Raw genomic sequence first — 22,059 nt, 5'->3', positions numbered from 1 at the left:
CTATGCGACGTTCGGCAGGTGAACGTATCTTTGACTGTATTAATGTGTTGCTGTTGTTAGGCATCATGGCTGTATCGATTTATCCGCTCCTGTATGTGCTGAATTCCTCTGTGAGTGATCCGAACGAACTGCTGCGTTCCAGGTCATTAATGCTGCTGCCTGAAGGCTTTCAGCTCGAAGCTTACAAAGCGGTATTTCAAAATTCGAAAATCTATAGTGGATATTTAAATACACTTTTTTATGTAACTGTTGGGACAATCGTTAATTTATTGATGACATCAATCGCAGCGTATTCCTTGTCCAGATCAGATCTTTTCGGTAGAAAAACACTGATGAAGTTAATCACATTCACGATGTTTTTTGGCGGAGGGATGATCCCGACTTTTCTGCTCATTCAGAACCTCGGGATGGTCGATACCCGCTGGGCGATGATTATACCTGGAGCGATTAGTACTTTTTATTTTTTGATAATGAAAACTAGCTTTGAGGGAATACCGATCAGCTTGATCGAGTCGGCGAAGCTTGACGGAGCTAATGATATCTTGATTTTATTCCGAATTGTACTGCCACTGTCCAAATCTATTCTCGCGGTTATGACTCTTTATTATGCGGTTGACCATTGGAATGATTATGTAGCCCCGATGCTGTATTTGCGCAGTCAGGATCTCTATCCGATTCAAATTGTAATGCGGGATATTCTGATTAGCAGCAGTACAGAGTCAATGGGAGCTGGGGTAGATACAGGCTTCGCTATCGGTGAGAACATCAAATACGCCACTATCATAATCTCAACGTTACCAATCATGCTGGTGTATCCGTTTATCCAGAAATATTTTGTTCAAGGCGCTTTAATCGGTGCCGTGAAACAATAAATAACATTTATTTATGGAGGCGATTTTGGGTGAAAAGAAAAATAGGGGCCATGATGTTAAGTTCCGTCCTTCTTTCTACAATGCTGGCTGGCTGTTCAGGCAATAATGATGGAACTAGTGCGGGTAATAAGGCGGGAGATCATAAGGGGAATACTACCGCAACTAATACGCCGGTGGAGAAGCTGACAGAAATTCCACTGCCAATTACAAAAGACGGAATGACGATTAATTACTGGCGTGCCAATGATGGTAAGCTTACCGCTTCTTTGGAGAGTTTTGGTGATATGGCCAGCTATAAAAAGAAAGAAGAGTTGACTGGCATCAAAGTGAAGTTTACGCACCCACCACTTGGACAGCAGAAGGATCAGTTCAACCTGTTGATTTCTACGAAAGAGCTTCCAGATGTCATTTATTATAATTGGGCGGATGCGGTTGGTGGGCCGGAGAAATTAATTGAGGATGGCCGAATTATCCGTTTAAATGAGCTGATAGAACAATATGCACCGAATCTTCGCAAAATCATTGAATCCGACCCGGATGTAAAAAAACAAATCACACTGGATGATGGAACGATCTATATGTTCCCTCTTCTGAAGCTGGATGCGCTGAAGCTGAATGCCACTTCAGGGTTGATTATGCGCAAGGATTGGCTCGATAAGCTGGGACTGAAGCCGCCGACCAACATTGAGGAATGGCATACTGTTTTGAAAGCGTTTAAAGAAAAAGATCCTAATGGCAACGGGAAGGCCGATGAGCTGCCGTTCACTGGAAACTGGGGTCCTGGTGACCTGACGAAGCTGCACGATTTCTCACCAGGGTTTGGGGTAATCGGCGGTTTTCAGATGAATGGGGATAAGGTCGAATACGGGCCGATTCAGCCAGGTTATTCAAGCTTCTTGGAAACGATGGCCACATGGTATAAGGAAGGGCTTATTGATCCGGAAATTATGACCAACGATGGCAAAGCCTTTGATTATAAAGTGACGAATAATTTAGCCGGTTCTTATGGCGGTGGTGTCTTTAGCGGTATGGGTAAATTCTTCAACCTGATGCGCGATACCGATCCGAACTTTAATCTTACAGGTGTACCTTGGCCGGTTTCTCCTAGCGGAACAGCTTATGCTACTTTTAATATGAACAATAAAGTATTGACGTATGGTGAAGCAATCACTACCGGAGCGGATAAGGATAAACTGAAGGATATTGTCCAATGGATGGATTTCAATTACAGCCCACAAGGACATGAATTGTTCAACTTCGGAATTGAAGGTGAGAGCTATGTGAAGGAAGGAGAAGGAATAAAATTCACAGATGTCATTACCAACAATTCTAAAGGTTTGACTTACGATCAAGCGTTAGCCTCATATGCGCTTTCGATTATGGATGGACCCATCAATCAGGATAGCCGTTATTTGGATGCTTTATTGTTCGATGAGGGGCAACGAGAGGCTAATGCTTCTTGGATGAAGGCTAGCTCTGATTTGACGCTTCCTCCGTTTCGTTTGAGCGTTGACGAAGCCAGCAAAAGCACTTCCATTATGAGTCAGGTCAACACGTATCTGAATGAAACGATGACAGCAATCATTAATGGCCAGAAACCAATCTCAGAATTTGAAAAAATGGTGGATACGATCAAAGGAATGGGCATTGAAGAAGCTATAAAAATCCATCAGGCTGCGTATGACCGTTACATGGCTAAATAAGCGGATTAAGAAGACTATCCGGGTTATCCATAATGTGGTATACAAGTTATATTACAGTGACAAAGGAGAGCCCGGATGAAAGTTTATCGGAATTTGAGTATTAAAATGAAGGTGTTCCTGATGATTGTTCTGATACTGATTCTGATTATATCCATGGCGTTCGGTTCTTTATATTATGCCTACTCTATTTATGACAAGCAGCTTTATGACAAGTCGTATCGGCTGCTTAATTTGTCTTCGACTACGATTGATATGGAGCTTAAAAAGCTGGAATCCATGACTTTGACGATGATTGCTGATCGGCAAATTCAAGAAGGCCTTAAGGAATTGCGCAAAGATGATTCCGATTTTACTGGATATGTTACACGGCAGATGATTGCTGATCGGTTATGGACGCATATCAGTATGGACGAACGTTACATTCAGTCTGTACATTTGATCGATTCCCAAGGGAAGGTCAGCAGATACGGAGAGACGATTCTGTTCACAGAGGAGAAATCGGCACGAATGACCCGAGAGGCAGAAGCGGGGAATGGTGCTGTACGTTGGTTGTATCCTGACGATTCAGATCCGATGCTGGTCATGGTCCGAGAAGTGAGAGCTTATGATCCAATGACGCTAGATAAGCTGGGCACGCTCTATTTACGCATTAATATAGGGAGGTTAGCCCAAGATTACGCTGGTGTGGCCGCAGAAGACAGCGATATTATTTTGAAAGCAGGTCAGGAACTGGTTTATCCTTATCGGAAAGTGGCGGACGGTGTAACAGCGGTTTTACAGCCTTTAAAATCAGGGGCTGGATACGAAATCAAAGAGATGAATGGAGAAGTTGCCTTTGTATCACAGAAGCAATCTTCCTACTCTGGATGGACTTACTACAACTATGTTTCTTATAATGATATTTTTGAAAAAACCATTTGGCTGAAGAATACAATGATCATTGTATTTGGAATTGCGATTGTGATTATAATTGCGCTAGGGATGAGCTTTGCCCGTAATCTGACACAACCGATTCGCTCGCTGATCAGTCAAATGAAAGAGGTTCAATATGGAGATCTGGACAGTATGGATACTAAGCTGATGGCTCCTCCACTTCAGCAAATGGATGAGGTGGGGTTATTACAACGGACATTTCGTCAGATGATAACACAGATTAACACATTGATCAAAGAGAACTATGCCAACCAGCTGATTATAAAAGAGACAGAATTTAAGGCTTTGCAAGCGCAGATTAATCCTCATTTCCTCTATAACTCACTGGATTCGATCCACTGGTTAGCTAAAAAAAGTGAACATGCACAGATTTCGAGCATGGTTGTCTCGCTTGCTTTTCTTCTTCGGTCATCGATCAGCTTGAAACAAAATGTAATCACAGTCGCGCAAGAGCTAGAAATTGTGAAGCATTATATCACTATTCAGAATTACCGGTTTCAGAAACGTTTGGATTTTCATATGGAGATTCCAGAGGTCTTTAATACTGTCTCTATTCCAAAGCTAACCCTGCAACCGCTGTTGGAGAATGCTATTCAATATGGTGTTGAGACGATGATTGAACCTTGTCAAATTCTATTATATGCTGAACCATTTGATGGCAAGCTAGCGATTGTAGTTGAGGATCGTGGGCCCGGAATGGAAGCAGATTTCCTCAAACGATTACTAAATGGGGAAGTAGAGACTAGAGGCACAGGTATTGGCTTGCTTAACATCCGTGACCGGGTCAGACTTGCCTTCGGTGAGGAATATGGCATTTATGTTGAGAGTACGGTTGGGTTTGGAACAAAAGTCAGTGTTCTTTTGCCGTTCCCGCAGGAGGTGTAGGTGATGCGCAGATTCATACTTAGCTTGGCACTGCTATGCATGATTACAACTCTCGGAAGCTGCGGGCAACAAACGGACCTTCCACCAGAGAATGCAGTAGAAAAAATTAACCTCCGGATTGCCTGGTGGGGAAGTGACTTCCGGAATAACGCTACAATTCAGGTTATCCAAATGTATGAACAACAGAATCCTCTGGTGAAAATTGAATATGATTACAGCGCCTTTAATGAGTATTGGAAAAAGCTTGCACCTAGTGCAGCAGGCAATGTTCTTCCAGACATTATCCAAATGGATATCTCTTACCTTTCGCAATATGGAACTTTGAATTTATTGCAAGACTTGTCACCTTATATTAAGAGCGGACTTATAGATACGAGCAGCATCAGCGACAACAATCTTGCCGGAGGTAAACTAGGCGAGCAGCTATATGGTTTTAATCTAGGGATTAATGCTTTGTACAGTGTGTATGATCCAGAAGTTTTTAAGGAGCAGGGAATTGAGCCTCCAGGGACGGATTGGAGCTGGGAGGATTTTGAGCAGATCGGCGTTACTTTAAAGGAACAGGGGAAAGGAATTTATCTGGGAACTTATCTGACGCCAGAACAGTTTTTTGCTTATTATTTACGGCAGAATGGAGCGTCATTGTTCTCGGAAGATGGAATAACCCTTGGCTATAGCGATGATCGCTTGTTTGTAGAGTATTTCGGACGTATGCAGCGTCTGATGCAGGAAAAACTGATTTTCGAACCTGATATCTGGACGTTAGATGTTAACAAACCGGATCAAGACCCTTTTTACAAAGGGGAAGCATTGCTGGGTTGGGGATATTCTAATCAGTTTATTAGCACTGTTCAGCGTTACGGAAAACCGCTGGCTTTAGCCACCATGCCAGGCCCGCACAATGATCGCGGCTTATTCTTGAAACCAGGGATGTTTTTTTCGATTTCAAAAAGCTCTAAGCAAAAGGAGGAAGCAGCAAAATTCATTAATTTCTTTGTCAATAATCTGGAAGCTAATAAAGTGCTTAAGGGAGAACGTGGCGTCCCGGTGTCCTCAGCTATTAAAGAGCAGATGAAGCCATTTCTAGAGCCAGAGCTTGCACAGGTTTTTGAATATATTGACTGGGTGGAGCAGAATAGCAGTCCGATGGATCCACCGGATCCGGTGGGTGCTTCAGAAGTAACTAGCGTATTACGTCAATTATATGATCTGCTTATGTTCAGCAAAATCACTCCTGAAAAAGCTGCCGAACAGTTCCGCCTTCAAGCCGATGAGATTTTATCTCAGAATATAAAATAAACAAAAAAGGGGAGAAATACTGGATTGAAAGTAAATTTTAGAAAGGGCTGCTATAGCAGTTCTTTCTTTTTTTTGATTCCTAGAAGAGGAAATTCGTAGGGAACCGGAGAATTAACAGTAGATATGAAGGGAGAATGTTAAGTGGCGAACTTAGTAGATCGTAACTTTGCCGGCGGTAGTATAGGTGTTGCTACTTCCCTAATTGAATTAGAGCAGATCAGTAAACAGTATGGACGCCGACCCGTATTGGAGGATGTATCGTTCACTATTGAAAAGGGAACTGTAACTGCTCTGATCGGACGAAACGGATCCGGCAAAAGTACCCTGTTGTCAATCTTAGCTGGACTTGTCCACATTTCCTCAGGAAAGCTGAGTTGTAAGGATCCAAATCTGAGAATTGGTTATGCACCTGAGATGTTTCCAGGGTTGAAGCTGACCCCAGAACAGTACTTACGAAGTATGGGTCAGATTAGCGGCCTTGCGCCAGTCCTGATCGAACAGGAGCTAACAACGTTATTTCAACTTTTTAAACTGGAGCACTTTCGCAAGCAGTCGATGCTAAATTTCTCCAAAGGAATGCTGCAAAAAATTAATTTGATTCAAAGCTTGTTGGGAAGTCCCTCGTTGCTGCTTCTTGATGAACCTATGTCGGGCCTTGATCTCCCCTCAATGAATAAGTTAGCTGATCTTCTCATCGTTTTGAGAAATAAGGGGACTGCTATAGTCTTCTCTGTACATGAACCCCAATGGATTGAATTGCTTGCGGATCAGGTTCATGTGATACATGAAGGGAAAATTGTAAAGTCAATTCAGGGGTCAGAGAAGCTAAACATAAAACCCTCTACATACATACTATTGTCTAATCTGTCGATTCAGAAACTGCAGCAATTGAAGGAAATGGCAGGTTTCATTTCAATAAATACGTTTAAGGATAGTTGTAACATAGAACGTACGGCGTTGACAGTAACAAGTTCAGAATCAGATACTTTTTTGCGGGTTATCTTGGAGTCGGGTGGTTCAATACAATCGGTAGAACCTCGCGGAGGATCGCATGACTTAGAAAAATGGATGAATCCTAGGAGTTGAACAGGGGGTCTTACGTGTATCCGTTTATCGTTTACATGCTGCGAAGTTATACTCGATCTCAGCGTTATTTCGGCCCGTTAGCAGGGATTGTGATTGCAGTCTTGATATTGTATTCTTATAAGCCCAATCCAGTTATGAATAGCTATGCCGCTACAGCAGTAATGCTCTTTATAAGCTGCGCTTGGATGAGTCTTAGTTTTTTGAATCATGAGCACGCTGTTCATCGGCAGATTGCAGTTGTTCACATGCGAAGTGCGGCTAAACATAGTGCAGGTGGTATCTTAACGCTTGCATTTCTAACGCTGCTGCTAGATCTATTGATTGTCCTTTATCCTTGGGTAACGGGTCATTTTGCAGAATCACCCGGGGGATATCGGTTAATTCTCGCGCTCATAGGACATGGATTATTGGGTATGCTTGGTGTGGCTATTGCCCTATTCTTTCAATCTTCTTGGGTTCAAAAAGGCAGTCATGCGACAGGTATGTTGTTAGCTATCGTTATACTATCACTGGGCGGAGCACAAATCAGCGAAAGTTTGCCTGGTATATTTCATTTTTTGATCTGGTTGTTGCCGCCAGTAACTCCTGTAATGGAGGCCATGATGAAAGCTGATACTTTGTCATTAGCGGAGTTGTTAGGTTCCTTTGCACAAGCATTAGTATATATAACACTGCTTATCGGTTTTTATTTGTACAGATCAAGACAGAGGGATTACAACAAAACATAACTTGTATAGATAAAAGGAACAAGGATACAGAAGTGGGGGAAAAGATGAAGGATACATATGTACCTGAGAGTGAACAATCAAAAGAGTTATTCGCCTATTTTGGACTGGCAGTTTATTATGGACAGGCCCTCGAGCAGCAGCTTACCAACTTGCTATTGCTTACTAAGCTATCACAAGGAAAAACGCCAACAGAAGCAGATCTGACAGACCTTTATCAGCGAAAACTCAGCAATTCACTCGGCCAACTCATCAAAGAAATCCAACATCATTTTCCTTTCTCGGAGCAAGAAACCGCTCAGTTGGAGGAAGTATGGAAACAACGTAATTACATCGTTCATGATTACTTTAAAGAGCGTATACAGGAAACCTTTACGCCTGCCGGAAGGGCTAAAATGATTCGGGAGCTGAAACGTTTTAAAAATAAAGCAAGTAGACTTGAAGTTAAACTGCAAGGCTACTGCACAGAAATGTTCACGAAACTTGGATTAGAGGAGGAAAACTTATTGTAATAATCCTTCTAATCCGCAAGCTGTTACAACCTCTGGTCTAAAATGAACCGAAGAAGCTCTAACACAGCGAGAGAGTGCAGTTAAAGCTTCGCCTAATGCCGGAATCATCTCCGGTGTTAGGCTTTCTCCAGGTTCCCACCACCAATTGTTAATATTCAATGTTTGGCTCTTCTTATCCATCACCGGTTCAAATCTGCCAACAAAACGATCATTATATAATATAGGCAGTACATAGTAACCATATTCTCGTTCTATTGCCGGCTTATAGACCTCCCAGCGGTAATGAAATCCGAATAATTGCCGAACCAGCTCACGTTCCCACAACAAATTATCCAGCGGAGCCAAAACGGCCGCAAATGAATCACGTGGTTGAAGCCCAATCTCTTCAGATTCTTGCAGTATCACAGACTCCAAGGTTGGAGCATCTATACTGCGGATATAAAGCGGAACCTTAATCCCCTCGACCCAAACTTTTCTGAGACTATCCTTCTCCAGCAATCTCTGAATCGCCGCCGCACGCTCTTTGCTCTTCAGTCCGGATATGCCCAGCCATCCGTCTCCAGATTTATTCCATAACAAGCCGATACTTCCTATTCTACGTAACACATACCAATCATGAAATTGTTCTTCCGTGACATTTGGATCGGCTGAACTCAGCAGCTCTGAGGGTAACAAACGTTCAGCGAAATCATAATATCGCCGGGTATGTACACGATGGTGGACAACAATCTCTCCCCAAAAGTACATGCTTTCCATTGCAGCTCGTGATAATCTTGTCGGAGCCCAAGCCCAATCTACTTTTTCCTTTCCGTCTAAATCCAGAGAGGAGAGGGGGCCACGCTTCTGAAGCTCTTCACGAACCTGTGCTACAGCGACCATTACAGGCTCATTAGCCTGATGGTGGGAGGCAGCAGCTGTTCTTCTCCGCTTAAAATAAGGCCAATCCTCTGTACAATAAATTGACATGTTCTTGTCCCAGCCATCAACGAGCAGTCTGTCTTCATACAGAAGCTCTTGGACCAGTTTTGGCGTAAATCCCGGAATCCGTGCCTGGAGGACCAGCTCATGATTATGGCCAGCGATATTAAGGGGGTCATATTGGATGCAGCCTACGTGACGAACATAGTCATAAATACTAAGTTTTCCAGAAGGGATAGCTCCAGCAGTTAACTTTTGATGAGATAGCAGAAAAAGCCTGGCTTGTTTCTTAGTCAAATTATAAGTAAGCATCGTTTGCTCCTCCAAGGTTATGTATTAATTTCCATAATACAGAACATCTGTTCTAAGATCAAGCAGGAAAAAACCCTGAATCACAATGAAGTGACTCAGGGTTGTAAATTACATTTTCTCAAGAGAGGGTTGCAAGTTTCCGAGTGCTGGACGGTTGCTTGCGCCAGCGTTATCGTCAGAGCTGTTAGCAGCAGCACCTACTTGCAGCTGGTACATACGGAAGTATCTTCCGCCAAGCGCCATCAGTTCATCATGGCTGCCGCGTTCTACGATCTCTCCGTGATGCAGGACTAGAATCTGATCTGCACTGCGAATCGTGGATAAGCGGTGAGCGATGATGAAAGTGGTGCGTCCTTTTTTGAGAACTTCCAGCGCATCCTGAATGACGCTTTCCGTTTCTGTATCGATGTTGGAGGTAGCTTCATCTAGAATGAGAATAGCTGGGTCAAAGGAGAGAGCTCTCGCAAAAGAAATCAATTGCCGCTGACCCGCAGATAAAGTACTTCCTTTTTCGATGACAGGTTCATCAAATCCTTGTGGAAGATGAGCGAGTAACTTATCCGCACCAACCTCACGCAAAGCACGTTCTACCCGTTCACGGGAAATTCGTTCATCCCCTAGGCTGACGTTCGAAGCAATGGTGCCCGTGAAGAGGTACGGATCCTGCAGCACGATGCCCATGTGATTCCGCAGCCACTGCTTCGGAATATCCGTAACCTTTTGACCGTCAATCGTAATATCGCCTTTTTGTGGATCATAGAACCGGAACAGCAGATTGATGATTGAGCTTTTGCCGGAACCCGTATGACCTACAAGAGCGACAGTTTCACCCGGGCGTGCTTCAAAGGAGATATCGCGCAGGACGTAGTCTTTTTTATAAGCAAAAGATACATTCTTAAATTCCACTTTCCCTTTGTAGCGTGGCATGGAGCCGTCCGTAACATTCTCTCCAGGTTCATCCATAAGCGTAAACACACGTCCTGCAGATACCATAGAAGTATCCAGGTTCGCCAACTGGTTCACCATGCCTGTGATAGGCTGGAACAAACGTCCGAGCACATCGACAAAGGCATACAGAACGCCTAAGGATACAAAGGTTGAACCAGTAATACTGCCATGTCCGAAATACCAAAGCACCATCACAAAAGAGAGACTGCGAAGTGAGTTCACCAGATTGTGGGACGTGAAAGCATTCAGATTTAACATTTTATTCTGATATTTCAAGTAATCATCGTTCAGGTTCTCAAATTCTGCACTAAGCTGCTTCTGACGGCGGAATATCCGGACGATTGACATCCCCTGAATCGATTCATTAATAATGGCGTTAATTTCACTTAGACGTGAGCGAATGATCGTATTGTATTTGGTCGCAATTTTGCGATAGAGCACGATCCATAACACAAGAATAGGTACAATGAACAAACTGATCAGACCCAGACGGACATCAAGTAAGAACAGAGCGATATATACGCCAGTTATATTGATAATACCGGTGCTGAAATTGGAGAGGACGGCAATGAATAGATCCTTAATCGCCTCGGTATCATTTGTAACCCGCGACACTACCTTACCAGCAGGCAAATTGTCAAAAAAATGAACGGGTAGTCGCTGGATATGCGCGTATACATCTGTCCGCAGCTTCCGGATTACCTGATTCGCCGAAGATTGCAGCCAATAGGTTTTTCCGAATTCAGCAAAGATGGAGATTACAAGAAAAATAGCATACATTCCGACCAACTGATAGATTCCAGGAAGCTCGGGTTTGTAAAAAGCGAACAGCTCATCGGCCGACAGCTTAACCGCGGGATAGATAACTTCGTTATCACCACGGGTGATATGCATCTCTCCATCGATGAACTTTCGTTCACCGTCAGGCTGTGTTACAGCTTCGTTAATAAAATAGAAACTTCTCCCTGCTTGAAGAACACGAATTTCTTGGCCTTTAGTTTCACCAGGCTCAAAGCGATCGCCGCGTTTGTATAAATTATTGTTATATTCAGCCGCCTTATCGGGAGACGTAGTGCTGAAATAGGGCTTCTCGATGGCTAGCATGTGATTGTCGATCATGCTTTTGGCTATAAATGGACCTGCCAGCTCTGCCGCTACCCCGATTGAAAGCAGCAGAAGGGCTGCGATAAAGGTTTTCTTTGCGGTCAATGCATATTCCAGCAGGCGTTTGCCTGTACTTTGTGTCAACCGTGACACCTCCTAAAATGTTTTGCGTAGTCGTAGCTCGTTTATTTATGGTTGTAGTTTAATCATTCGATAAGTTATTTTCGACTTGCTGCCGATCATATTGTTCACGGTACCAGCCATTCAAATCCAATAGTTCCTGATGTGTACCTCGCTCAACGATTTGTCCGTTATCCAGTACAACAATCATATCGGCATGTTGGACGGCGGAGAGACGGTGAGTAGAGATTAATGTGGTTTTTCCGGCACGTTCATTCCGGATGTTGTCGATAATCTGAGCTTCCGTACGAGCGTCAACGGCTGATAAGGCATCGTCCAGAATAAGAATATCTGGATTAGCGATAAAAGCTCTGGACAGAGAGACACGTTGCTTTTGTCCACCGGAGAGGGAAACACCACGTTCACCCACCAGAGTATCCAGACCATCGGACAATGTGCCCAGGTCGTTCTGGAAAGCGGCAGCTGTAATGGCTTGCATAATCGTATCGTCATCGGCGTTGTCTAGACCAAACTGAATGTTTTGCCGAACGGATTTGGAGAAAAGGATTTGCTCTTGTGGAACATAACCCATCCAGCTATGCAGCTGATCCAGGGAAATCTGTTGAATAGGCACGCCAGAGATAAGGATTTCTCCATTACCTGTCGGATATTCGCGGAGCAATTGTTTGAGCAGTGTAGATTTCCCGCTTCCTGTACGCCCGACTACACCTAATGTCTGCCCTTGGTTCAGGGTTAGGTTGACATGGGTTAGATTGTCTATCGTCGAAGAAGGATAACGGAAAGTCACATCGTTAAGCTCGATTCGAGTAGGGTGGGGAACTTGAACGGGATGGGCAGCATTTTGAACATCGGGTTTGGAGTTTAACGTCTCGTCGATACGTTCGAGGGAAGCTCCACCACGCTGCATAATGTTGATCAATTCTCCAATAGCGAACATCGGCCATACAATCATACCGAGATACATATTAAAGGAGACTAGATCACCCAGTGTGATCTGATTGCGGAATACAAGGTAAATCCCATAAGTAAGACCAATAATGTAGCTGAGTCCGACACAGAAGCGGATGGTTGGTTCGAAGAAAGCATCGACACGAGCTACGGCCATATTTTTGTTGTAAACATCTTCAGTAATATCCGAGAAACGTTTTTCATCAAGACACTCTTGGACATAAGCACGGATTACGCGCACACCAGAGACAGATTCGAGCACTTGGTCATTCATATCTCCGAATGCATCCTGCGCTAAGCTGTACCGATCATGAATAGCTTTACCATAAAAAATCATAGCTATTGCAATTAGAGGTAATGGTAATACTGCTGCAAGGGTCAGCTTCCAACTGACGAGAAAGCCCATCGCAAACAGCACAACCGTAAGGTAGATTGTAGAATCCACCAGTGTAAGCATCCCGAATCCTACGGTAGCTGAGACGGCTCTGATATCATTGGTTGCCCGGGCCATGAGGTCACCAGTTCTATTTTTTTCGAAGAACGAAGGTGTCATAGTCATAAGATGATTCATAAATCGGGAGCGCAGCAGGCGCTCAACAAGGTTGGAACCTCCGAAAAGTTTGTGCATCCATATGTAGGTAATCCAATAAATAACTAGCAGCAAAATGAAGATCATGCCGATATATTTGGCAAGCGAAGCTGTAGTAATCGAACCGCGTACTATGTCGTCAATGGCATTGCCTAGCAGACGTGGAGGGAGTAATTCAAGAACGCCCACACCTATGAGTAATATGAGTCCAATCAGGTAACGCCTTTTTTCTCGGCGAAAAAACCAGCCGAGATCGCGAAGAACAGAGAACAAGTAAATCCCTTCCTTTCAGGTTGTAATGATTGCTTGTGATGCTGATAAAAGCGCAAGTGATTATCTCTTCAGCAAACAAAAAAGGCATATCATCCGAAAACGGACGATATGCCTGTAATTTACAGCTATCATGCGCACGGTGCGTTACAGCACCAAGCATGTGAGAGACCTTCAAGAACTAAAGTTATACGGTCCATAAGACTCGCAAAAACTTCAGGATGGCTTAATCACTTGGGCTGCTTCGGTATTCGGTTGAGTAAAAATTCCAACAATAGTAAAATAATATGGCTGTAACTTCGTAAACACCGCGCTCACCCCTTTCATTAATTTGGTAATAACTAGAAGACGTTTAGTTATGTTCAGAGTTTATCATCCGGTTCGCGAATTTGTCAAACTTAATTTTAAATGGATTGGGAAATCATTAATTGCATAAAGTTGTTTGAATATCGACTTATTTTCGTTATGATTAGAATATACAAAGGAGCTGAGAGAAATGAACATGGAAATTAGTCAAGCAGCGGCAGCTTGGTTTAAGAGAGAATTGGACCTTAAGAATGGAGACTATATTCGTTTATTTCCCCGTTATAGCTCGGGAGGTGGACTTCACCCCGGTTTTTCGCTGGGCATTGCTACAGAAGCACCTGGGCGTCCAGCTATTCAGGTCAAACAGGATGATATTGTGTTCTACATGGAGGAGCAGGACTTGTGGTATATGGAAGGTTATGACCTATCTATCGTATACTCTGAGTCAGAGGATGACATTGAATATAAGTACGAACCAAAGCCGGTATCCGGCGAAGTGCAGGTATAGTTGTCTTAATGATTGTTTATTTTAATCAGGAAAAGCCCTTGCCAAAAGGCAGGGGCTTTTCAAATGCTGTCTTTAAAATGAGGGTATTCCAGTTGGAGATACATAGGTGTTATCAGTGCAAATTGCGTGAGGTTTCTTCCTCCAGAGCGAAGTCGAAGTCGTCAATATCGTACACCTGAACTGGAACTCCACCCTCGATGATCCGTTGAATCAATTCAAATTGATCCGTTAGGATAGGTACTTTCTCACGTTGTGAGGACAGCAGAAGCTCTGTTTCGATGGGATCGAACATCTCACCGTAGGCAGCGGTATCCATACTGTTAATGATGGTGATTTTGGATTGCCCGCCAAGGAGAATACCTGAGCTTTTCGCCCAAGGCACAGCTAAACAGCGGTTGATCTTCTTCGCGTTGAGCGGTTCTTCAAAATAAGCAATGAGCTCACTTATCTTCAACTTAACATGCTTGTCGTCGTCCGGACGGTTCATCAACGGATCATCGCTGTCTCGCAGTTCGTATAGTTCCATCACGGTAGTATAAGGCACTATATATTCTACAGGGCTGCTCGATACGAGAAGCTGGCCGTAAATCGCCATCATGACGGCTTCCGTCACAAATTGTCTAGACATCGTTATCCTCCTGAAGTTCGGTACTGCAATTGTACTTATGATCTAAAATTATAAAAACACTGTAGAGAGCAAAAGTCAACTGTACTTAGCAACTCACTAAAGAGAAGGGACAGAATATTCCTGTGAAGCAATGGAAATCATATTTTACTTTTGTACGACCTTATATGAAATTGATTGTGTTTACGCTGTTTATCGGCATGATCAAATTCAGTATTCCGCTAACACTGCCAATGATTCTGAAATACGTGGTCGATGACCTCCTAATGAACCCGAGCATGGGGATTGAGGAACGGGTATCACATTTGATGCTTATTTTGGGTGGTGCCTTAATTTTATTTGTTATCGTAAGAGGGCCCGTAGAGTATTATCGCCAATACTTTGCTCAGCTTATCACAAGTAAAGTGTTGTTCGATATGCGAAATAAGCTTTACAGTCATTTACAGCGGCTGTCGCTGCGGTATTATCAGAATACCAAGGTGGGAGAAGCCATCTCCAGATTTATTAACGATGTTGAGCAGACCAAAAATTTGGTCGAAGTCGGCATGATGAATGTATGGCTCGACACGTTCACACTAGTTTTTGCTTTGGGATTTATGTTTTATTTAAATCCGGTGCTGGCGCTCGTGTCTATCTCGGTATTACCTTTTTACGCAATTGCAGTTAACAAATTGTATAAGCGGCTTAAGCTGTTAACGAAAGATCGTTCCCAAGCTCTGGCTGGCATTCAAGGTTATCTCCATGAACGGATTCAAGGGATATCAATCATCCGCAGCTTTACGATGGAAAAAGTGGATCAGAAGCAGTTTGAGGACATCAACGGTAACTTTCTTAAAAAAGCGATGGCGCAAACCCGCTGGAATGCTATGACCTTCGCAATTATTAATACATTAACGGATATAGCACCTCTTTTGGTCATCGGATATGGTGGTTATCAGGTCATTCATGGCAATTTGACAGTAGGTACCTTTGTAGCTTTCTTTGGCTATCTGGACCGGATGTATTCCCCGCTGCGGAGATTGATTAATTCCTCGACGGTGCTTACGCAAGCCTCTGCTTCTCTTGAACGGGTGCTTGAGCTGCTGAATGAGCCTTATGATATTGTAGACAAGCCGGGAGCAAAAGTGCTAAAGGATTCACGTGGTGAGATTGCTTTTGAGAATGTATGGTTTAAATATAACGAAGAGAATGATTGGGTCTTAAAAGATATTAATCTGAGTATTCAGCCCGGACAGACCATTGCGTTCGTCGGAATGAGCGGTGGAGGAAAGTCCTCCCTTATAAGCTTGATCCCGAGATTCTATGACATCAGTAAAGGCAGCCTCCAAATGGATGGTTATGATATACAGGAATTAACACAGGAAAGCTTGCGTAGGTCTGTCGGCATGGTCCTGCAAGATAATTTCTTATTCAGCGGATCTGTGCGTGAGAATATTTTGTTCGGTAATCCTAATGCCACGGAAGAAGAAGTCATTTCAGCAGCAAAAGCTGCCAATGCGCATGATTTTATTGAGCAGCTGCCACTGGGTTATGAGACAGAAGTGGGAGAACGTGGTGTTAAGCTATCCGGAGGACAGAAGCAGCGGGTTGCTATCGCAAGGGTATTTCTCAAGGATCCGAAGGTTCTTATATTAGACGAAGCTACTTCGGCGCTGGATCTGGAATCGGAGCATTTAATTCAACAAGCGCTGCAGTCTCTTTCTTCGGAACGTACTACACTAATTGTAGCGCATAGACTATCAACGATTACACATGCGGATCAGATTGTCGTACTTGAGAATGGTGAAATTACTGAACGGGGTACGCATGAACAGCTGATGGCGATAGAGGGTAGTTATGCGCGATTATTTAACGTACAGCATTTAGACGCTTAATATTTTTTTGGGAAAATACTTGAACACCTTAGTGGTCCTCTCGAAAGAGAAGGCCACTTTTTTTGAATTCCAATCAGGGTGGCGGCACACAGTAACTTATACTATGGCAAAAATTCTAAACGGAATCTGAGTCTTTTCGGAGATCATGTGCGTCTAAAGCTTATAAACATCATGAAAGGAAGTGAGGAACGTGAATAAAACCACGCTTGAGGAAAAGGCGATAGCAGGTGATGAAGACAGCTTTACTGCGCTTATTGACGGCATGCAGGAGCGTTTATACCGAATGGCCTACTCCTATGTGCGGAATCAAGAGGATGCGCTGGAGATTGTGCAGGAGACCGTCTTCAAAGCCTATATCTCCATTCATAAATTGAAGCAACCGCAATATTTTAAAACTTGGCTCACCAAGATCGCTGTCAACTGTGCGCTGGACTTTATCCGTAAATCTAAAAAAATCGTGTATATAGATCAAGAGCTGGGAGGCAGCTATGCTCCGAAATCTAGGGAAGAAGTTATGGACTTGCATGAAGCGCTCAGCGGCCTTGATGAAAAATCAAGAATGGTGATTGTGATGAGATATTTGGAGGACTTGCCCATAAAGGAAATTGCAGAGGTTCTCGATATGCCCCTGAGCAGCGTCAAAACCGTTATTTATAGAGGTTTGGAAAAATTAAAAATAAGTATGGAGGAGAGTGAGTACTTTGGATAAGCAACTAGAACGTCTACAGCAAGCCTATAATGAGATTGAAATTCCTAAAGAACTATCATTCGCTTCTCGTAAAGGAATTGAAAGAGGGAAAATCTATAAACAAAAAAATAGTTCTTCAAAACGTGCCTTGAAATGGACAGGATCAGTAGCTGCGGCTGTATTGATTTCTTTTACGGTGGGTGTAAATACGGTTCCTGCTTTTGCGAGTAGTATGGATCAAATACCGGTTCTAGGTAAGCTGGTCAGTGTTCTGCAATTTACGGAAGGAAGTGCAGGCGGTGGAACCATTCAGGATGGAGTAGATGTGAATTTTATTTCGGTGAAACAACTGAAGAATAGTGATCAATTGATTTTGAATTTTGCAAATCCGGATGAAACACAACAGTTAGCAAGCTCATATAACGTAAAGTTTACGGAAAATCCGGCAACAATGACGATTACAGTAAGTGGGGCCAGAAAATTCTCAGCAGTCAAAGATCTGGAGACATTAAAACAAAGCCGATATGTTCAGGATGCTTATCCACTAATTACACTAGATGATTCGGCTATTCGGTTCAATGTCACGCTTACGGACTCGGTTGCTTATGAGGTAAAGGAATATAAAGAGCCAGCACAGGTAGTGATTACGTTAAAAGAGAAAGGAGACGAAGCAAAAGAGGGCTCTGTATATTCGTTAAGAACGGTCTCACAGCCTTCTGGTGAGGCGCTGGGTATGGCTGAAGAAATGTTATATGGGTTAGAGGATGTGCGGATGTTAAAGGATGAGAAAGGCTTATATCTCGTGGAAGCAGGATATTTTAATACAGAAGAAGAGGCTTTGAAGCAGTTGCAGAAAATTAAGACAGAGTATGGCGTTGAAGATTTATTAGTCGTTGAAAAAAGAGCGGTGCAGCAAATTCCGCAGTCCATTTCTCAGGTGGAGGAATAGAGAGAAAGATGGTTGTATAAAAGGCACAATAAAAAAGACCGCCAAAAGCGGTCTTTTTTATGTGCTGTTCTATTACATTTTGCCGATCATAAGTGATAAAATGCCGGCTGCGATCAGCGGACCGACCGGAACGCCTTTAAATAACGCAACCCCGATCACCGTGCCAATCAGCAGACCTGCAACAACTGTGGGTTGGTTGGTCATGAGCGTAGCACCGCGGCCTCCAAGAAAAGCGACAAGAATGCCGATAGCGATAGCAAGCAAGGACTTCCAGTGCAAGAAGGATTGACCGACTGTCTGCAGTGATATTTTGCCGCTGGCTAATGGGGTCATGACCCCGATGGTCAGGATGATAATCCCGATGGTTAAACCGTATTTTTCTAGCCAAGGAAAAGTTTGCTGTAAGCCAAGTACTCTTAGCAATAATAGGACGACCATTGCTATTGTTACAGGGGAATTGCTGCTGATAATTCCGAGCGCTGCAAGTCCAAGCAAAAGCAAAGAGGTCATGTCCATATTAATGTTTCAACTCCTTAGGATTAGAACTTTCTTTTGACACAATGTGATCTGCAATAAGCTTACCATGCCCTCTTCCGGTCTCAATAAACACTTCGTTAGCATTGCGGCCGGAGGCGATTACTCCAGCAACATACAACCCTGGAACATTACTTTCCATGGTAGAGGTGTTAAAAGCAGGCTTATCCATGTCGTCGTCCATGATCACACCTGCTGAAGTGAGGAGGGTACGGCTAGGACGGAAGCCAGTCAAGGCAAGAACGAAATCATTATCCAATGCTTTCTTGTCCCCCTTATGATCCGTAACAATTACTGAGCTTGCAGTAATTTCAGTGACACGCGAGCCTAAGTGCAGAGTGATTTTCCCTTTTTGCACCATGCCTTCAAAGATTGGCCGAACCCAAGGTTTAATATTCTCTGAGATGCTTTCACCACGATATACCATATCTACCGTAGCTCCTACACGCATAAGCTCCAGCGCTGCATCTACTGCGGAATTACTGCCGCCAATTACAGTTACCTTCATTCCCGTGTAAGGATGGGCTTCACCGAAATAATGAGTAACTTTAGGTAGTTCTTCACCTGGAATGCCAATCATATTCGGCTGATCAAAATAACCTGTTGCTATAACTACATTTGCAGTGATACGTTTCTGATGCTCACCACGCATATTTGACGTATGTACGGCAAAGGTTCCATCTTCAAGCGGTTCAATGGATAATGCTTCTTCATAAGCGGCGATCTCTAGACCATATTGCTCGGCGGCTCGGCGATAATAGACAAGCGCTTCATGACGGAAAGGCTTGTCGTTGGTCGAAGTGAAAGGAACATCCCCGATTTCTAATAACTGAGCCGTACTGAAAAATTGCATATTTGTTGGATACAAATAAATGGAGTGCACAATAAAGCTTTTTTCAATGATAAGGCTGGACAGGCCTTGGCGTTGGCATTCAATAGCTGCCGAGAGGCCGCAAGGACCTGCACCGATAATAATGACATCTTTCATAAAGCGGGTTACCTCCTGATTGTTACTATCTTTTCTTTAAATCCTACCCTAAATTCATGAATTTTTCCATAAGAGCAGATTGAGTATAATAACCATTGCAAGAACAACGTTGATTATTATATAATTAGATATATATCTAATGTATCAATGTATTGTGAAATTCTAGGAGCGTGAACCCAGTGCAGTTGGAGAAAATCGTGAGTTATCATAAAGCTTTAGCTGATCCAACGCGTCTTCGCTTATTGTTGCTTCTGTCCCAAGGAGAAATGCACGGGCAAGCGCTGGCTGAGAAGTTGAATTTATCGCAGCCTACAGTCACTCATCATGCGGCTAAATTACGTGAAGCGGCTCTAATAAAGGAAAGACGCGACAAAAATACAGTTTACTTTAAGTTGAATCCGGAGTTTATCAATAATGGGGCTGAAGCTTCACTGCAATTTATTTTTTCGAAAGGAGCTGAGAATATGGAAGAGCAATTGCCTGAGAATAGTCTTCAGGATACTGTAATTCGTAATTTTTTCTCTAAAGATGGCCGGCTGCGGCAAATTCCCGCACAATACAAGAAGAAATTGATAGCGCTTCAATACATGGTTGAGAAGCTGGAGCCAGGTGTTGTTTATACGGAAAAGGAAATCAATGAGTTTATTAAGCAGTTTCATGAAGATTTTGCCACTATTCGTCGTGAATTCATCATGCATCAGTTTATGTATCGTGAGAAGGACAAGTATGAACTAAATCCTCGAGAAGTATGGACTCGGTGGGAATATGTCAAATAATGATCTTTTAAATATTAACATTCTGTGTCGATTTGAAATGTACTGATTAATTATTCGAATTTCGAATAAAATGGAATTGTAAGCGTTATCTGAGACATATTTAGAAAGGAGACTTTCGTTATGTTATTTAAACGCACAAAAAAGCAACCCAAATCAGATCATGTAACCGTCACATTACCTCAAGTGAAACAGGCGATTCGAAAGTTCGAAGAAGATATGCCTGGACCTATTAATAGAACAGCATTAATCTTAGAGGACAAAAGAATCGATATGAGTCGTCTGAAACGTTATTTGGGTGGAATACCCGAACGGAATTTCTATATGTCTCGAGAGACCTATGAAATTTTCGAGGAAGAAGACAAGTTAGTACCGTATTATCTGGATTTAGTTCAGGCTGCTGTAGACAGTTATATTAGTGATACAGGCAAGCTACCGCTGCTTGAAGACACCTGGTTGCCAGAGGTTCATTATCGGTTGTTATCTACAGAAAGTTATCTAAAAGAAACACCTCCTTTTCCGCTGTATATTACGGATGAAGAAATGATGCTGACCCATCGGGCAGAGCATTTCGAGTAAAGGAATGACGCAGATATGAATCTTCACAAAGACTGTTCAGTAAAAGGGAAGCCACAAATCCTTTTTGTTGAATAGTCTTTTCTTTGTCTCTAAAGGCATAGTACAATTACATTCTGTAGGTTAGGTTTGAAAATTAACAGCATGTAAGGGGAATTGCTTGATGAAGGAAGTACAGGCTATTTTATTTGATCTGGACAATACTTTAATGGATCGCGACTATACATTTCGCAGCTTTAGCACTCAGTTCGTGCAGGATTTTCTTGGGCATCTTGAACCTGCGGAAGCGCAGGCCGTGATCGAGGATATGATCCACAGAGACGCTGATGGCTACCGTGATAAAGACGGATTTTTCTTAGAACTTAGTGAGATCCTGCCTTGGGAAAAGCCTGTGACGGCTGAACATATCCGAGCGTATTATGATGCGAGCTACATCAATCATGGTGCAGCCATGGAGCATGCTTTGGAGGTTCTGGAGTATTGCGTGGAGCGTGGATATACTTTGGGGCTGGTCACCAACGGTAAAAAAGAAATCCAGAACACCAAAATTGATATTCTCGGCCTGCGAGAGTACTTCAAGGCTATAGTTATATCTGGAGAAGTTGGCATTGCGAAGCCTGATCCTGCGATTTATCAATTAGCTTTAGACAGGCTGGGTGCCTCTGCGGATCAAACCTTGTTTATAGGGGATCATCCGGTAAATGATATCTGGGGGGCAGGTAAGGCTGGCCTTGAAGGGATATGGCTGCAAAGGAAACATCCTTGGGATGATCAGCTGGACATCCAACCTTGGAAAATGATCCGTGAGCTGAAAGAATTAAAGGCTATTTTGTAATCTGGAAAATTTGGGGTTGACATTTTACTGCTGCACCAATTATGATAACAGCATCTTAAATTTCGGAAGGAGACGATGTTTTATGACAGTTTTAAATGTAATGAACTCAACTGTTGTGGATACGTGTCTTCCGGGAACAGCTGCTGCCGAATAATTGA

Annotated in this window: 20 protein-coding genes; 14 read left to right on the top strand and 6 right to left on the bottom strand. The window is 43.1% G+C overall.

The window, feature by feature from the left end; genetic code table 11:
- The first annotated feature begins 2 nt into the window (after positions 1 to 2).
- The 7 genes from MKY14_RS08405 (at position 3) to MKY14_RS08375 (ending at position 8,015) form a co-directional block, all read left to right on the top strand.
- The gene (locus tag MKY14_RS08405; RefSeq protein WP_076128315.1) at positions 3 to 872 is read left to right on the top strand and encodes a carbohydrate ABC transporter permease; all 870 of its coding nucleotides are present in this window, start codon (positions 3 to 5) and stop codon (positions 870 to 872) included.
- A 29-nt stretch (positions 873 to 901) separates the two neighbouring features.
- Entirely contained in the window at positions 902 to 2,575 is a 1,674-nt protein-coding gene (locus MKY14_RS08400; RefSeq protein WP_076128317.1) for an extracellular solute-binding protein, read from the top strand.
- Between the two features lie 75 nt (positions 2,576 to 2,650).
- On the top strand, positions 2,651 to 4,393 hold the full coding sequence (locus MKY14_RS08395) for a sensor histidine kinase (protein WP_076128319.1): 1,743 nt from the start codon (positions 2,651 to 2,653) through the stop codon (positions 4,391 to 4,393).
- 3 nt (positions 4,394 to 4,396) lie between these two features.
- Entirely contained in the window at positions 4,397 to 5,692 is a 1,296-nt protein-coding gene (locus MKY14_RS08390; RefSeq protein WP_076128322.1) for an ABC transporter substrate-binding protein, read from the top strand.
- Positions 5,693 to 5,833: 141 nt separating this feature from the next.
- The gene (locus tag MKY14_RS08385) at positions 5,834 to 6,778 is read left to right on the top strand and encodes an ATP-binding cassette domain-containing protein (RefSeq protein WP_076128324.1); all 945 of its coding nucleotides are present in this window, start codon (positions 5,834 to 5,836) and stop codon (positions 6,776 to 6,778) included.
- A gap of 14 nt (positions 6,779 to 6,792) precedes the next feature.
- Positions 6,793 to 7,506 (top strand): hypothetical protein, encoded by a 714-nt coding sequence (locus MKY14_RS08380; protein ID WP_076128327.1) that lies wholly within the window; start codon positions 6,793 to 6,795, stop codon positions 7,504 to 7,506.
- Positions 7,507 to 7,550: 44 nt separating this feature from the next.
- Entirely contained in the window at positions 7,551 to 8,015 is a 465-nt protein-coding gene (locus MKY14_RS08375; protein ID WP_038571625.1) for a hypothetical protein, read from the top strand.
- Here MKY14_RS08375 and MKY14_RS08370 read toward each other — a convergent pair.
- The 3 genes from MKY14_RS08370 to MKY14_RS08360 form a co-directional block, all read right to left on the bottom strand.
- The gene (locus MKY14_RS08370) at positions 8,007 to 9,245 is read right to left on the bottom strand and encodes a winged helix-turn-helix domain-containing protein (RefSeq protein ID WP_340976272.1); all 1,239 of its coding nucleotides are present in this window, start codon (positions 9,243 to 9,245) and stop codon (positions 8,007 to 8,009) included. The genes MKY14_RS08375 and MKY14_RS08370 overlap by 9 nt on opposite strands.
- 108 nt (positions 9,246 to 9,353) lie before the next feature.
- Positions 9,354 to 11,441: an ABC transporter ATP-binding protein gene (locus tag MKY14_RS08365; RefSeq protein WP_076184457.1), complete on the bottom strand. Its 2,088-nt coding sequence runs from the start codon at positions 11,439 to 11,441 to the stop codon at positions 9,354 to 9,356.
- A gap of 58 nt (positions 11,442 to 11,499) precedes the next feature.
- Positions 11,500 to 13,248: an ABC transporter ATP-binding protein gene (locus tag MKY14_RS08360; RefSeq protein ID WP_340976270.1), complete on the bottom strand. Its 1,749-nt coding sequence runs from the start codon at positions 13,246 to 13,248 to the stop codon at positions 11,500 to 11,502.
- Positions 13,249 to 13,741: 493 nt separating this feature from the next.
- Between MKY14_RS08360 and MKY14_RS08355 the strand changes: the two genes are divergently transcribed.
- Positions 13,742 to 14,059 carry a HesB/YadR/YfhF family protein gene (locus tag MKY14_RS08355; RefSeq protein ID WP_036688019.1) on the top strand — a complete coding sequence of 106 codons (318 nt, stop codon included), beginning with the start codon at positions 13,742 to 13,744 and terminating at the stop codon, positions 14,057 to 14,059.
- A 112-nt stretch (positions 14,060 to 14,171) separates the two neighbouring features.
- Here the strand turns inward: MKY14_RS08355 and MKY14_RS08350 are convergent, their stop codons facing one another.
- Positions 14,172 to 14,687: a hypothetical protein gene (locus MKY14_RS08350; protein ID WP_036688017.1), complete on the bottom strand. Its 516-nt coding sequence runs from the start codon at positions 14,685 to 14,687 to the stop codon at positions 14,172 to 14,174.
- A 122-nt stretch (positions 14,688 to 14,809) separates the two neighbouring features.
- On the opposite strand from MKY14_RS08350, the gene MKY14_RS08345 reads away from it, so the two are divergent.
- From MKY14_RS08345 to MKY14_RS08335, 3 genes are all read left to right on the top strand, one after another.
- Positions 14,810 to 16,558 carry an ABC transporter ATP-binding protein gene (locus MKY14_RS08345; protein WP_076128337.1) on the top strand — a complete coding sequence of 583 codons (1,749 nt, stop codon included), beginning with the start codon at positions 14,810 to 14,812 and terminating at the stop codon, positions 16,556 to 16,558.
- A 190-nt stretch (positions 16,559 to 16,748) separates the two neighbouring features.
- A complete protein-coding gene (locus MKY14_RS08340; RefSeq protein WP_076128340.1) occupies positions 16,749 to 17,267 on the top strand; it encodes a sigma-70 family RNA polymerase sigma factor in 519 nt (172 codons plus the stop codon).
- Positions 17,260 to 18,195 (top strand): DUF4179 domain-containing protein, encoded by a 936-nt coding sequence (locus tag MKY14_RS08335; RefSeq protein WP_076184455.1) that lies wholly within the window; start codon positions 17,260 to 17,262, stop codon positions 18,193 to 18,195. Before MKY14_RS08340 ends, MKY14_RS08335 begins: the two co-directional genes overlap by 8 nt.
- Positions 18,196 to 18,267: 72 nt before the next feature.
- Here MKY14_RS08335 and MKY14_RS08330 read toward each other — a convergent pair whose 3' ends face one another.
- Positions 18,268 to 18,711 (bottom strand): DUF441 domain-containing protein, encoded by a 444-nt coding sequence (locus tag MKY14_RS08330; RefSeq protein ID WP_036688009.1) that lies wholly within the window; start codon positions 18,709 to 18,711, stop codon positions 18,268 to 18,270.
- Position 18,712: 1 nt separating this feature from the next.
- Complete coding sequence (locus MKY14_RS08325) at positions 18,713 to 19,717, bottom strand: YpdA family putative bacillithiol disulfide reductase (RefSeq protein ID WP_076128344.1); 1,005 nt, start codon at positions 19,715 to 19,717, stop codon at positions 18,713 to 18,715.
- Between the two features lie 179 nt (positions 19,718 to 19,896).
- On the opposite strand from MKY14_RS08325, the gene MKY14_RS08320 reads away from it, so the two are divergent.
- The 3 genes from MKY14_RS08320 to MKY14_RS08310 all read left to right on the top strand — a co-directional run bounded on the left by MKY14_RS08320 (position 19,897) and on the right by MKY14_RS08310 (position 21,901).
- Positions 19,897 to 20,493 carry a DUF2087 domain-containing protein gene (locus MKY14_RS08320; RefSeq protein WP_036688006.1) on the top strand — a complete coding sequence of 199 codons (597 nt, stop codon included), beginning with the start codon at positions 19,897 to 19,899 and terminating at the stop codon, positions 20,491 to 20,493.
- A 120-nt stretch (positions 20,494 to 20,613) separates the two neighbouring features.
- The gene (locus tag MKY14_RS08315; protein WP_036688004.1) at positions 20,614 to 21,069 is read left to right on the top strand and encodes a DUF3939 domain-containing protein; all 456 of its coding nucleotides are present in this window, start codon (positions 20,614 to 20,616) and stop codon (positions 21,067 to 21,069) included.
- A gap of 160 nt (positions 21,070 to 21,229) precedes the next feature.
- A complete protein-coding gene (locus MKY14_RS08310; protein ID WP_076128347.1) occupies positions 21,230 to 21,901 on the top strand; it encodes an HAD family hydrolase in 672 nt (223 codons plus the stop codon).
- The last annotated feature ends 158 nt before the right edge of the window (positions 21,902 to 22,059 follow it).

The organism is Paenibacillus sp. FSL R5-0887 (assembly GCF_038002305.1).
Classification (GTDB): Bacteria; Bacillota; Bacilli; order Paenibacillales; family Paenibacillaceae; genus Paenibacillus_AQ; species Paenibacillus_AQ odorifer.
This window is presented reverse-complemented; position numbering and strand designations above follow the sequence as displayed.